Below are 12,612 nucleotides of genomic sequence, written 5' to 3'. Positions count from 1 at the left end.
CGCTCGCGCCGCAAGCCCCGATGAGCACCCCGCCGAACACGTAGTCTGGACGGCGATGTCTGACGAATTGAGCGACCCGGATCGCCGCACCCGGTGGAGGGCTTTCGCCGCGTGCGTCGCCGTCGCCTCCCTGACCATCCTCGACCTGTCGAAGGTCAACGTCGGCCTCCCGTCGATCGAGGAGGCGCTCGGCGCCGGACCGACCGACCTGCAGCTCATCGTCGCGGGGTACGCTCTCGCCTTCGGACTCGTGCTCGTGCCGGCCGGTCGCTACGGCGACCTGCACTCCCGCAAGCGCATGTTCCTCATCGGCCTCGCCGCGTTCGCCGCGGCGAGCCTCGCGTGCGCGATCGCTCCGACGAGCACGGTGCTCATCATCGCCCGCATCCTCCAGGGAGCGGCGGCCGGTCTCCTCATGCCGCAGGTGCTGGGGCTCATCCAGCAGCTCTTCGTCGGTCCCGAGCGCGGGCGGGCGTTCGGCCTCTTCGGGGCGATCATCGGGCTCTCGACGGCATTCGGCCCGACCCTCGGCGGCCTGCTCATCGCGATCGGCGGACCCGAGAGCGGGTGGACGCTCCTCTTCTGGATGAACGTGCCGCTCGCGCTCATCCTGCTTCCGGTCGCGGCGAAACTCCTCCCCCGCACCCAGCCGAAGGCCGCAGGGACGGCTTCGCTCGACCCCGTCGGCATCGTGCTGCTCGGCCTCGCCGTGCTCGGCCTCATGCTGCCGTTCGTGCTGACGACGGGCGGGCCGGACGACGATCCCGCGCGCTGGTGGCTGCTCGTCGCCTTCGCCGTCTTCGGCGGTCTCTTCGCATTGTGGGAGGGACGCTACGCACGCCGGGGACAGACGCCCGTCGTCGACTTCTCTCTCTTCCGCATCGCGGGTTACCGCAACGCGATCCTCATCGGGACGAGCTACTTCGCGGCGATGCCGGCGACGTTCCTGACCCTCACGCTCTTCGTGCAGCAGGGACTCGGTCTCGCTCCCGTCTTCGCCGGAATGATCACGATCCCGTTCGCCCTCGCGTCCGCCGTGAGCTCCTGGTGGAGCGGTCGGCACGTCGAGCGGTACGGCCGATCGCTCGTGATCGCGGGGCTCGTGCTCGTCGTCATCGGCTTCTCCGCCAACTCGGTCCTCGCCGCGATCCTCCCGCCCGACGTCGCACCTTTCGCCATGAGCGCCGCCATGCTCATCGCGGGTATCGGAGGCGGAGCGGTCATCTCCCCCAACCAGACCCTCATGCTCGCCGACGTGCCCGTCTCCTCGGGCGGCGTGGCGGGCTCGATCGGCCAGCTCGGCCAGCGCATCGGCACGGCCGTCGGCCTCGCCGCCGCGACAGCGACGTTCTACGCCACGGTGTACTCCGAGACGGGAGAGGTCTCCGACCTCGCCGTCTATCACGACGCCTACCGCAACGCGACCATCGTCACGATCGCGTTCGTCGCCGCCGCCCTCGTCTTCGCCCTGCTCGACATGCGGTCCCGTCGCGTGCGCGCCGACGCGACCTGAACGGTGGGCGGCGGCGCTGATGCCGTGTGAACAGACGCCCGGTGAGCGAGGTCAGTGCGCGTCGGAGACGAGCTTGAGTCCGACGACGCACGCGACGATGCCGAGGATGAGCACGATCTTGACGAGGCTCGCGGGTTCGTCGCCCGTGATCATCGCGTAGGTCACCGTGATGGTCGCGCCGATGCCGACCCACACGGCGTAGGCCGTGCCGACGGGCAGCTCGCGTAGCGCCCAGGCGAGACCGCCCATGCTGAGCACGAGCCCGACGCCGAACACGATCGACGGGACGAGCTTCGAGAAACCCTCCGACTTGCCGAGGGCCGTGGCCCACACGGCCTCGAGGACTCCGGACAGGATGAGGACGATCCACGACATGACGATGCTCCTTCGAAGCGTCAGTCTTGTCGCTGCCCGGGTACTGCGCCCTCGTCCGGAGCCGCGGTCGAGCGGCTGAAGATAGTGTGACACGGCACCCTGGTCGACGCCTGCGCACGATGTGACCTCGCGTTACGGCGGCCGGTTCCGGGGCCGGGGGTCCGCACTAGCGTTGGACGCATGGCAGATCGCGAGTACGGCTTCCGCACGAGGGCAATCCACGCCGGCAACATCCCGGACGCCGTCACGGGCTCACGGGCCCTGCCGATCTACCAGTCGACGGCCTTCGTGTTCGACGACACGGCCGACGCCGCCGCGCGCTTCGCGCTGCAGAAGTACGGCAACATCTACTCCCGCCTCGCGAACCCGACCGTCGCGAGCTTCGAGGAGCGCGTCGCGAGCCTCGAAGGCGGCCTCGGTGCCGTGGCGACGGCGACGGGACTCGCCGCGCAGTACATCACCTTCGCGAGCCTCGTCGGAGCCGGCGACCACATCGTCGCCTCCGCCAACCTCTACGGCGGCTCCATCACCCAGCTCGACGTGACCCTCCGCCGGTTCGGCGTCGAGACGACCTTCGTACGCAGCTCCGAGCCGGCCGACTACGCGGCGGCCATCACCGAGCGCACGAAGCTCGTCTTCGCCGAGACGGTCGCGAACCCCTCGGGGGAGATCGCCGACATCGAGGGCCTCGCCGACGTGGCGCACGCTCACGGCATTCCCCTCATCATCGACTCGACGATCGCGACGCCCTTCCTCAATCGGCCGATCGAATGGGGGGCCGACGTCGTCACCCACTCCGCCACGAAGTTCCTCGGCGGTCACGGCACGACGCTCGGCGGCGTCGTCGTCGAGTCCGGTCGCTTCGAATGGGACTCCCCGAAGTTCCCGCTCTTCACCGAGCCCGTGCCGTCGTACGGCGGACTCCAGTGGTCCGGCAACTTCGGCGAATACGCCTTCCTCACGCGGCTGCGGGCGGAGCAGTTGCGCGACATCGGGCCGTCGCTCTCGGCGCAGTCCGCCGCGACGCTCGCCCAGGGCATCGAGACGCTGCCCTTCCGGATGCGCGCCCACGTCGAGAACGCGCGCATCGTCGCCGAGTGGCTCGCGGACGACCCCCGCGTCGACGGCGTGTTCTGGGCGGGGCTGCCGGGACACCCGCACCACGATCGGGCGAACAAGTACCTGCCGCTCGGACCGGGTTCCGTCTTCAGCTTCGTCGTGAAGGGCGGTCGAGCGGTCGGCCAGAAGCTCATCGAGTCGGTCAACCTCGCGAGCCACCTCGCAAACATCGGCGACGCCAAGACGCTCATCATCCACCCGGCCTCCACGACGCACGCCCAGCTCTCCGAGCAGCAGCTCGTCGACGCGGGCGTCCTGCCCGGAGTCGTACGCTTGAGCGTGGGGATCGAAGACCCCGAGGACATCATCGACGATCTCGATCAGGCGCTCGCCGCCGCTGTGGAGGTGTGACCATGACCGACCTCGTCGAGACGCGACTGCAGAACGGCCTCACGTGCGAGCTGCCCGCGAGCTCGCCGCTCGCGAAGCTCCTGAAGACCCAGCGCACGTGGTCGGGTCCCGACGCGAAGCAGCGCCTCCGGATCCTCCGCGACGCGAAGTCCGTCGCGATCGTCGGCGCGTCCCCGAATCCCACGCGATCGAGCTACTTCGTCGGCACCTATCTACTGCAGTCCTCGGACTACCGCGTCTACTTCGTCAATCCCAATGCCGACGAGATCCTCGGTCAGAAGGCCTACCCGGACCTGGCCTCGCTTCCCGAGGTCCCCGACATCGTCGACGTGTTCCGGAAGCCGTCCGACATTCCCGCGGTCGTCGACGACGTCGTCGCGATCGGCGCCCAGACGATCTGGGTCCAGCTCGGCATCTGGAACGAGGAGGCCGCTCACGACGCGGAGGCGAAGGGCCTCACCGTTGTCATGGACCGCTGCATCAAGGTCGAGCACGCCCGCTTCCACGGCGGCCTGCACCTGCTCGGCTTCGACACGGGCCAGATCTCGGCGAAGAAGCAGTTGCGCTAGTCTCCAGCACGCTCCCGTCCACGACGAAGGGTCGACGATGACCGTCGCGTTCTCCGCGGTACTCGAACTCGCCGGGAAGACAGCGACGGGTATCGAGGTGCCGCCGCGCGTCCTGGAATCGCTCGGGGGCGGCAAGCGTCCCGCCGTGACGGTCTCCCTCGGCGGGTATACCTACCGGAGCACGATCGGCGTCATGGGCGGCCGTTTCCTCATCCCGGTGTCCGCAGAGCACCGAGAGGCCGCCGGGATGACGACCGGTGACGAGGTGCAGGTGGCGCTCGACCTCGACACGGCGCCGCGCACCGTCGCGGTGCCGGACGACCTCGCGACCGCGCTCGATGCGGCCGGTGTCCGGGCCGCCTTCGACGCGCTCTCGCCGAGTGCACGTAAGGCGCACGTCACCTCGGTCGCGGGGACCACCGTCGCCGAGACGCGAGCACGCCGCGTCGCGAAGGTGGTCTCGGGACTCGGCGGCTGAACGACACCGCGTCAGGACCGAGCCGGGACGTCACCCTCCCGCTCGTCAGACCGCGGTCAGCACCGTTCGAAGACGTAGCCCGGCTCCCCCGCCGGGACGAGGTCGCGATCGCGCAGCACCGTCGACCTCGGCGTCGCCGGGTCGGCGCACACGTCGGCGAACGTCCCCCGCAGGTCGTCGTCGTACTCGATGTCGACGACGGCGTCACCGTACACGTCCGTGTACGACGCACACTCGGCGAACCGATGGCACTCCTCGGCGACGGCGAAATCGAAGCCCACCTCGTCGTGAGCCTCCGGCGAGAGTTCCGCGGCGTTCTTCTGGCCGATCGCGAGACCGCGGTCGTGCGCCCGCTCGACGTAGAGCGCGGCGAGCGCGAAGTTGTCCGCGACGGTGAGCTGGTCGGCGGAACGTGTGAAGCTGTCGAGGTTGTCGATCTCGACGGCATCGAAGCCCGCATCCGCACAGCCGTCGATGATGGGACCGATCACGCCCATGATCGCGAGTCGGTCGGCCGGCGTCGACGTGTCGAGGACGAACTCGTCCGGCCAGTTCGGGTCGACGAGCGGCACGCCGTCCACGTGGACGACGAGTTCCGGGCGATCGGCGAGCCACTCGTCGGCGCCCGGCTGAGACTGGAAGCCGTTGACGTAGCAGATCGACCACAGGCCGTCTGCGGGAGCCTCCGTGCTGTCCCGAGCGACGATGTCGACGCCCTCGGCCGGCGGGTAGGACCCGCCGAGCTGATAGTCGACACCCGCACCGACGGGGAACGCGCTCGCTTCCGCGGTGACATCGGGAGCGTGGGTCGCCCCGAGGTCGTCGACGGGGTCCGTCGTGGTCCCGCACGCCGCGAGCCCCGTCGCGAGCAGGGCCGCGAGAGCGACCGAGGTGAACACCGCTCGCCTCATCGACGACCCGATCGTCCGTTGCGGGACCCTCTCCCCCGGCCCGTCGTCGAGCGGGATCCGGCGCCGCGCACACGTCCGCCCGCCGCGCCCGCCGCGTTCTTGCGCTTGTCCGCCGTTCGCTTCTCCGCTGCCCGCTTCTCTTCCGCCCGCTTCTCGGCCGATCGCTTCTCCTCGCCGGCCTGATCGGTGCGTCCGCGCGAGCTGTTCTCGCCCCGGCCGCGCACGACACCGACGAAGTCCTCGAGGTCGTCGACGAGCGCAGCGTCGGCGCCGTCGACGGGACGCGGCCACGCGAGGGCGATGCGCGACGGAGCCGCACCGACGAGCGGGCGCCATTCGAGCCCCTTGCCGCCCGCGAGACGAGCGACGGACTGCGGCAGGACGAGGAGCCCGACCCCGGCTCTCACGACCTCGATCGTGTCGAGGAGGGAATCGTCTGTCGGGTGCACGAGCTCGTCGGCGATGTCGCCGGCCGAGAGTTCCTCCGCCGCCGCGACGTCGTGGTCGGCGGAGGCGAGTACGACCGTCATCTCCTCGTAGAGCGGGATGACGTGGAGGAGATCGTCATCGATCGCCTCGTCGAGCGGGAGGCGCACGAAAGCCATGTCGGCGCGACCGTCGAGGAGCGGCGCGAGCTGCGCGCCCTGCTCCGTCGGCACGAGCTCGAGAGGGTCCCTCGGGTGACGACCGTTCCAGATCCGCTGCCACTTGCCCGGGAGAACACCGCGGACGAACGCCACCGTGAGCGAGCCGTTCTCGCTCGCGTGTGTGCCGTTCATCGCCATGGTCGCCTCCTCATCGAGCCTACAAGCCGCTCGTCCCCGCTCCGACCCGCGAGCGCGCGCGATGACGACGCTGTCGCTCAGAGTGCCGCCGCCACCTCGTGCGGCTCCGTGAGCGGCAGCCGGCAGACGAAGTCGCGGCAGATGTAGGCCGCCGAGCGGTCCCCACGAGCGGTGCGTGCGGCGAAGAGCTCGGCCCCGTCGTCCGCGAGCCGCCGGGCCGTGGACTCCGATACGGAGACGGCGATACTCGCCGCCGTCGTGGTCGAGACGACGTCCGTGAGCGCGTCGCGCGACCGATCGAGTCCGTCGGGCCGCACCACGACCAGTTGCACGAGATCCGAGGCGAGTCGATGCGCGAGCGCGAGACTCGTGCCGAACGACACGGGAGAGGAGATGGCGAGCGGGGCGACGGCCACGACCGCCCCCTCCGCCGCCTCGCGGTAGCGCCGCTCCCCCGTGAGGACGAAGAGGTCGAACGCGGCCGCTGCACACGCGCTGCGGCCCGACGGGTAGGCGCCCTCCGACGGGTCGCCGGCGAGAGCGAGTCCTCGAGCGACGAGCACGGGATCCCCGCCACCGGGCTCGTGGAACCCGCCATCGGAGTCGAGCACGGCGTCGAGGATGCGTCGCCCTGCGGCCACGAGATCGGCCCGCTCGGCGGCGAGGCCGACCGCGACCAGTCCGGAGGCGAACATGCCGTGATCTTCGAGCGTCGCGACGGCGTCAGAGGAGCGGCCGTCGAGCGTCGCGCGGACGAGGGAGCCATCCGCGCGGACGTGATCAGCGACGAGCGCGTCGCTCGCCGCGAGCGCCGCGTCGACCCACGCCGCGTAACCGAAGGCGACGCCGGCACGCGCGAGTGCGGCGATCGCGAGGCCGTTCCACCCCGTGAGGACCTTGCGGTCGAGCGCCGGTGGTTCCTCGGCCCGGCGCTCCGCCGCCGTCAGGGCGTAGTAGCCGCCCTCCGAGCGCTCGCCCCTGACGGTGCTCTCGGAATCCTGCGCGCTCGCGAAACCGCTCCCGGGGATGCGCATCGTCTCGGTGAGGAACCGGGCGGCGCCTGCTGCAGCCTCCGCGGCCCACGCCCGTGAGCGATCGTGTCGCCAGACGAGCGTGTAGGCGTCGAGGAGCAGGGCGTTGTCGTAGAGCATGCGCTCGTAGTGCGGGACCGACCAGTCGACCTCCGTCGCGTACCGGAAGAAGCCGCCCTCCACGGGGTCGCGGAGGTCGGAGCGCGCCATCGCCTCGAGGGTCCGGGCGGCGACATCGTCTCCGCCCGCCTCGAGGAGGAAGAGCAGCGCCGGTGCGACGGGGAATTTCGGAGCACCGCCGAAACCACCGTTGGCGCGGTCCTCGGCCGAGCGCATGAGGTCGATCGCGCGGTCGAGCTGTTCGCGATCGGGGAGCGCAGACGACGCGTCGCGCACGGGCATGCTCGCCCGCACCGCGTTCGCGACGGCCGCTCCGGTCGCCACGGCCTGATCGCGCCGGTTCGTCCAGGCGTCCACGACGGCGGCGACGACCCGACGGAACGACGGGTGGCCCTGAACGTCCATCGGCGGGAAGTAGGTGCCCGCGAAGAAGACCTCGCCGTCAGGCGTCGTGAAGACCGACAGCGGCCAGCCGAGATTCCTCGTGAAGGCGCTCGCGCTCGCGAGGAAGGCGGCGTCGACGCCCGGGTGCTCTTCCCGGTCGACCTTGATGCTCACGACCGAGTCGCCGAGGAGCTCCGCGATCTCCGGATCCGAGAAGCTCTCCCGGGCCATCACGTGGCACCAGTGACACGTCGCGTAGCCGATGGAGATGAACACGGGTACGTCGCGCCGACGGGCCTCGGCGAACGCCTCCTCGCCCCACGGCCACCAATCGACGGGGTTGTCCGCGTGGGCGCGCAGGTAGGGACTGACGGCGTCCGCGAGCCGGGAGGCCATCGTCAGGCCGCCCCGCCGCTCACCGGCGCCCTCACGGGCATGCTCGCGTCGACCGGCACGAGAGCCGTCTCCCCGGCCCGGACCGGCGTCGCGAAGCGGTTGCCCGGAGGCGGCAGCGGACACACGTACTCGTCGCTGAAGGCGCACGGAGGGAGGTAGGCGCGGTTGAAGTCGACGCGCACGCTTCCATCGGGAGCGGGCGCCGGCATCCCGAGGAACCGGAAGCGATAGCTCTCCGTCCCGCTGGTGCCGTCGGCGATTACGGCGCGGAGCCCGCGCGGACCCCCGGTGACCGTGAGCTCGAGCGGCTCGTCGCCGACGGTCAGCGAGACCGTGCCGGCGAACCGCTCCTCCGCGACGTAGCCGTCGATCGCGGTGACCGACATCGTCGCCGCGTCGTCGGCCGGCGTGAACCGACCGTCCACCACCCAGCGCTCGTCGGGAGGGAAGTGGCCGATGTCCGCCGTACTCCGGCGGACGGGCGCCTCGGGATCGAGGACCCGCAGCGCGAGCGAGCCGTCGCGGTCGAAGAAGCGCAGACGCCGCTCACCCCACACGAGATCCGTTCCCGGGGTCAGCCGTGCCTCGTCGCCCGTGACGACGCCGGCGGGCTCACCGTCGCGGAGGACGGTGAGCCCGTCGAGCTCGGATCCCCGCCCGACGACCGTGTCGATGTCCGCCGACCACTCGCCCGGGATCCCGGGCAGTCGCTGCGGAGTCGTCGTGAGCCAGTGCGTGGCCGTGAGGGCGGCGATGCCGAGCGGCGAGAGCGTCGCACGGAGCCGGGCGCGATGCCACGCGTTCCAGCTCTGCCCGAACGCGTCATCGGCCTGCTCGTCGTCGTCCCATGCCGTCGCAGTGGCGCCAGGGCTCGAGTCGGTCATCTCGGGGATCCGATCTTCGGTGTCGTCGGTCAGCGCAGGACGTCGGTCAGTTGACCTCGTCGGGGTGTGCGCTCACCCGGCCGCCGCGCTCGAGAGCAGAGATCGCCTCGACCTCGTCGGTCGTCAGTTCGAAGCCGAACAGGTCGAGGTTCTCGCGGATGCGCTCGGCCGAGTTGGACTTCGGGAAGACGATGTTGCCGATCTGGAGGTGCCACTTGAGCACGGCCTGCGCCGGGGTGACGCCGTGGGCACGAGCGGCGGCCGCGACGGGCTCCTCGTCGAAGAGGGGGTACTTGCCCTGACCGAGCGGACCCCACGCCTCGATGTGGATGCCGTGCTCACGGCTGAACTCGGTCACGTCGCGTTGCTGGTAGGCGGGGTGCAGCTCGATCTGGTTGACCGCCGGAACGGTGCCACCCTCGCCGATGATGCGCTCGAGGTGCGGCACGAGGAAGTTGGAGACGCCGATCGAGCGGCTCTTGCCGTCGGCTGCGATCTGCTCGAGTGCGTGCCAGGACTCGACGTAGCGGTCCTTCTTCGGGGTCGGCCAGTGGATGAGGTAGAGATCGACGAAGTCGAGCCCGAGCTTCTCGAGGCTGCGGTCGATCGCGGCGAAGGCGGAGTCGGTGCCCTGGTCGTCGTTCCAGAGCTTCGTCGTGATGAAGAGCTCGTCGCGCGGGATGCCGCTCGCGGCGATGGCACGGCCGACGCCCTCCTCGTTGCCGTAGATGGCGGCGGTGTCGATGTGGCGGTAGCCGGCCTCGAGCGCGTCGGTGACGATGCGCTCCGTCTCGGCCGGGTCCACCTTGAAGACGCCGAAGCCGAGCTGCGGGATGGAGTGGCCGGAGTTGAGGTCAAGAGTGGGAACTGTCATGTCCCCTACGGTACTGACCGCGCGCGCCTCTCATCACCGGGTTGCGTCCTGGCGATCGGCGTCTCAACGGAACCGGCGCCCCTCGTCGCGCCGGAACAGGACGAGAGCGACGACGAGCAGCACGACGCTCCACGACGCGATGCCGACCGGCGCCCACCACTCCAGGTCACCGCCCTGCACCGCCCAGACGACGAGCTCGCGGGCCTCACGAGTCGGCAGGAACCTCGAGACGCTGTCGAGCCAGTCGGGAAACAGGAGCGGAGGCAGGAACAGCCCGCCGCCGAAGCCGAACGCGAACATGACGACCTGGACGATCGCGATAGCGGCCTTCGAGGGGAACGTCAGCCCGATGACGATTCCGATCAACATCGTCGGGAGGGCGGTGGTCGCGAGCGCGATGAGACCGAGTGCGATGCGGCCGGGCGTCGCCTGTGCTTCCGTGAGCAGAGCCCCGACGAACACGACGGGAAGGATCGCCAGGATCCCGAGGCCTCCCGTCGCGACGACGAGGCCGGCGATACGGACGATGCCGGGGGCCGGCAGGGTCCGCAGATACGGGTCCCACGGCTTCTCACGGCTCTCCGCGAGGCTGATGCCGAAGCCGAACAACCCGTTCGACATGACCGCGAACACCGAGAGGGAGATGACGGCTTGCGTGGCGAACACGGGGTCGGCGGCCACCCCGCGTTGCGGCACGACGAAGAACACGAGCGCGAGCGCCGGGAAGACGAGCGAGCCGATGATCGCGATGGGGACGCGGACCGTCTCCAAGAGGTTGAAGCGGGCGTGGACGCCCGAGAGACGGACGGCGCGACCGATGCGGTTCGCCGACCCGCGGGTCCATGCCGTGGTGCTCACGCCGCCGTCCTTCCGGTGGAGGGGCGCGTCGCGGCTTCTGCCGCGCCGGTGAGGGTGACGAACGCCTCCTCGAGGGTGGCGCCGCGCACGGCGATTCCCCGGAAGGGCAGGTCCGAGCGGATCAGCTCGCGGACGAACACGTCGGAGTCGCGCACCCAGAAGGTCACGTCGTCGCCGTCGCGCTCGTGGCGCACGACGCCGGGCAGTCGCGCGATGCGCTGAGCCTCGCTCGTCGTGATCGAGACGCGCTGGAGGCCTGCACGGCCGATGATCTCGGCGAGGGTCCCGTCCGCGAGGACCCGCCCGGCACCCACCACGACGACGCGCTCCGCGAGAGCCTCGATCTCCTCGAGGTAGTGGCTCGTCACGACGATCGTGGCGCCGCGATCGTGCTGGCGCCTGAGTGCGTCCCACAGTGTGTGTCGAGCCTCGACGTCCAGACCGGTCGTCGGTTCGTCGAGGAGCACGAGCCGCGGGTTCCCCACGAAGGCGAGCGCGACGGCGAGCCGTCGCCTCTGTCCGCCTGAGAGTGCGCCCGTCTGCTTCTTCAGGATCGGTGCCAGTCCGAACTCCTCGACGAGCGAGGTCGTCTCCGTCGTCTGCTCGAAATGTGCGCCGACGAAGTCGATGACCTCGGAAACACGCAGCGTGTCGGGAAGACCCGTCTCCTGCGGCGTGCACCCGAGCCGTTGACGCGCCACAGGGTCGGAGGGTGATCGCCCGAAGAGCTCGACACGGCCGCTCGTGGGGCGTCGACGACCGTCCAGCAGCGACAGGATCGTGGACTTCCCCGCCCCGTTCGGACCGAGCAGGCCGAGGATGCAGCCGGGGGCGATTTCGAGGGTCACGTCGTCGAGCGCGAGGGTGTCGCCGAATCGGCGGGACACGCCGTCGAGCCGTGCGAGGGGGGTTCCGGCGCGGGGCGTCGATGTCGTCATTTCTCTCCCAGAAGGGCTCGTAGGGCGGTCATGTAGTCCTCGAACGCTCGACGGCCGACCGTGCTGAGCGTCACGTCGGTCACGGGAGTGCGCTCGTTGTGGGATTTCCGCACGGACACGTATCCCGCGTCCTCCAACTTCCGGAGGTGCGTCGAGAGATTGCCGGCGGTCATGTCGAGCAGGTTCTGGAGCCGCGGGAACGTCATGCTCGAGCCGTCACTGAGAGCGGCGAGTGTCGACATGATGCGCAAGCGGGCCTGAGCGTGGATCACGGGGTCGAGCTCGTTCACGACGGCCTCACCACCCGACTGCGCTTGACGCGCGATCGGGCGCCCAGGAGGAGCGCCGCGTAGACGAGGAAGGCGCCGCCGCCCGCGAGTGACATGACGAGGTAGCTCGCGGGTGCACCGAAGTAGGGAGCGACGACGCCCACGAGCAGGATCCATGCGCCGACGACGATCATGGAGCGGTCCTGCCAGAGCGCTGCTCCGACGAGATACAGCGTGCCGATGACGATGCAATACGCCGCGGGGTAGAACAGCGCGGCGACGTCCGTCGTCATACCGGCGCGCTGGAGCGCTCCGCCGAGCACGGGTACGGCGGTGCAGGCGGCACCCCACGAGATCCCGTACACCGCACCCTCGAAGCGCTCGCGACCCTTCACTCCCGCTCCCGTTCGCGATCCCACGACGACCGACGTCACGACGCCCACGATCATGAGGACGGCGAACGCGGTGCCGGCGATGTCGCCCGGGATGGGCAGGACGCTCGCCGGCCTTCCGAGCCAGAGTGCGAGGAAGCCGACGAACCAGGCGACGCCCCACGTCGCGACGATGATGAGGGTCGGGGTCTCGAAGAAGTCGGCGACGCGCTGCTGCTGCGCCCGGCTGAGTTCGAGCATCTGGGCCGCGCTCATGGGAGCGTCGTCCGTCGCCATCACGTCGCGGTCGAGGCGGTCGTCTCCCATGTCATCGCTCATACATACTTTGTAGCACAAAGTACTCTTTCATGGCTATCACTTTGTCT

At 70.1% G+C, this 12,612-nt stretch carries 14 protein-coding genes and 1 riboswitch; of the genes, 4 read left to right on the top strand and 10 right to left on the bottom strand.

Annotated features, from left to right (window positions below):
- The first annotated feature begins 55 nt into the window (after positions 1-55).
- Positions 56-1,513, top strand: a complete 1,458-nt coding sequence (locus tag ELQ90_RS12575) for an MFS transporter (RefSeq protein ID WP_128495639.1) — start codon at positions 56-58, stop codon at positions 1,511-1,513.
- 51 nt (positions 1,514-1,564) lie between these two features.
- Here ELQ90_RS12575 and ELQ90_RS12570 read toward each other — a convergent pair whose 3' ends face one another.
- The gene (locus ELQ90_RS12570) at positions 1,565-1,888 is read right to left on the bottom strand and encodes a DMT family transporter (protein ID WP_128495638.1); all 324 of its coding nucleotides are present in this window, start codon (positions 1,886-1,888) and stop codon (positions 1,565-1,567) included.
- Positions 1,889-1,902: 14 nt separating this feature from the next.
- Positions 1,903-1,969: riboswitch (guanidine-III (ykkC-III) riboswitch) on the bottom strand.
- 99 nt (positions 1,970-2,068) lie between these two features.
- Here ELQ90_RS12570 and ELQ90_RS12565 point away from each other — a divergent pair.
- From ELQ90_RS12565 to ELQ90_RS12555, 3 genes are read left to right on the top strand one after another with little or no spacing between them, the layout of a single operon-like run.
- A complete protein-coding gene (locus tag ELQ90_RS12565; RefSeq protein WP_128495637.1) occupies positions 2,069-3,358 on the top strand; it encodes an O-acetylhomoserine aminocarboxypropyltransferase/cysteine synthase family protein in 1,290 nt (429 codons plus the stop codon).
- Between the two features lie 2 nt (positions 3,359-3,360).
- Positions 3,361-3,927: a CoA-binding protein gene (locus ELQ90_RS12560; RefSeq protein WP_208020656.1), complete on the top strand. Its 567-nt coding sequence runs from the start codon at positions 3,361-3,363 to the stop codon at positions 3,925-3,927.
- Between the two features lie 37 nt (positions 3,928-3,964).
- Positions 3,965-4,405, top strand: a complete 441-nt coding sequence (locus ELQ90_RS12555) for a YdeI/OmpD-associated family protein (protein WP_128495635.1) — start codon at positions 3,965-3,967, stop codon at positions 4,403-4,405.
- Positions 4,406-4,461: 56 nt separating this feature from the next.
- Here the strand turns inward: ELQ90_RS12555 and ELQ90_RS12550 are convergent, their stop codons facing one another.
- From ELQ90_RS12550 to ELQ90_RS17040, 9 genes are all read right to left on the bottom strand, one after another.
- The gene (locus ELQ90_RS12550; RefSeq protein ID WP_128495634.1) at positions 4,462-5,316 is read right to left on the bottom strand and encodes an endo alpha-1,4 polygalactosaminidase; all 855 of its coding nucleotides are present in this window, start codon (positions 5,314-5,316) and stop codon (positions 4,462-4,464) included.
- Entirely contained in the window at positions 5,313-6,101 is a 789-nt protein-coding gene (locus ELQ90_RS12545) for a LysR family transcriptional regulator substrate-binding protein (protein ID WP_128495633.1), read from the bottom strand. Before ELQ90_RS12545 ends, ELQ90_RS12550 begins: the two co-directional genes overlap by 4 nt.
- 77 nt (positions 6,102-6,178) lie before the next feature.
- Positions 6,179-8,032, bottom strand: a complete 1,854-nt coding sequence (locus ELQ90_RS12540; protein WP_128495632.1) for a thioredoxin domain-containing protein — start codon at positions 8,030-8,032, stop codon at positions 6,179-6,181.
- A 2-nt stretch (positions 8,033-8,034) separates the two neighbouring features.
- Positions 8,035-8,916 (bottom strand): DUF1684 domain-containing protein, encoded by an 882-nt coding sequence (locus tag ELQ90_RS12535; protein WP_128495631.1) that lies wholly within the window; start codon positions 8,914-8,916, stop codon positions 8,035-8,037.
- 46 nt (positions 8,917-8,962) lie between these two features.
- Entirely contained in the window at positions 8,963-9,790 is an 828-nt protein-coding gene (locus ELQ90_RS12530) for an aldo/keto reductase (protein WP_128495630.1), read from the bottom strand.
- A gap of 63 nt (positions 9,791-9,853) precedes the next feature.
- The gene (locus ELQ90_RS12525; RefSeq protein WP_243696167.1) at positions 9,854-10,648 is read right to left on the bottom strand and encodes an ABC transporter permease; all 795 of its coding nucleotides are present in this window, start codon (positions 10,646-10,648) and stop codon (positions 9,854-9,856) included.
- Positions 10,645-11,586, bottom strand: coding sequence for an ABC transporter ATP-binding protein (locus tag ELQ90_RS12520; protein WP_128495629.1), 942 nt, complete (start codon positions 11,584-11,586; stop codon positions 10,645-10,647). Before ELQ90_RS12520 ends, ELQ90_RS12525 begins: the two co-directional genes overlap by 4 nt.
- Entirely contained in the window at positions 11,583-11,876 is a 294-nt protein-coding gene (locus tag ELQ90_RS12515) for a transcriptional regulator (protein ID WP_243696166.1), read from the bottom strand. Before ELQ90_RS12515 ends, ELQ90_RS12520 begins: the two co-directional genes overlap by 4 nt.
- On the bottom strand, positions 11,873-12,565 hold the full coding sequence (locus tag ELQ90_RS17040) for a hypothetical protein (protein ID WP_243696165.1): 693 nt from the start codon (positions 12,563-12,565) through the stop codon (positions 11,873-11,875). Before ELQ90_RS17040 ends, ELQ90_RS12515 begins: the two co-directional genes overlap by 4 nt.
- Between the last annotated feature and the right edge of the window lie 47 nt (positions 12,566-12,612).

Source organism: Labedella phragmitis (assembly GCF_004078635.1).
Classification (GTDB): Bacteria; Actinomycetota; Actinomycetes; order Actinomycetales; family Microbacteriaceae; genus Labedella; species Labedella phragmitis.
Note: the sequence above shows the minus strand (reverse complement) of the source record. Positions and strands in the feature narration are given on the sequence as shown.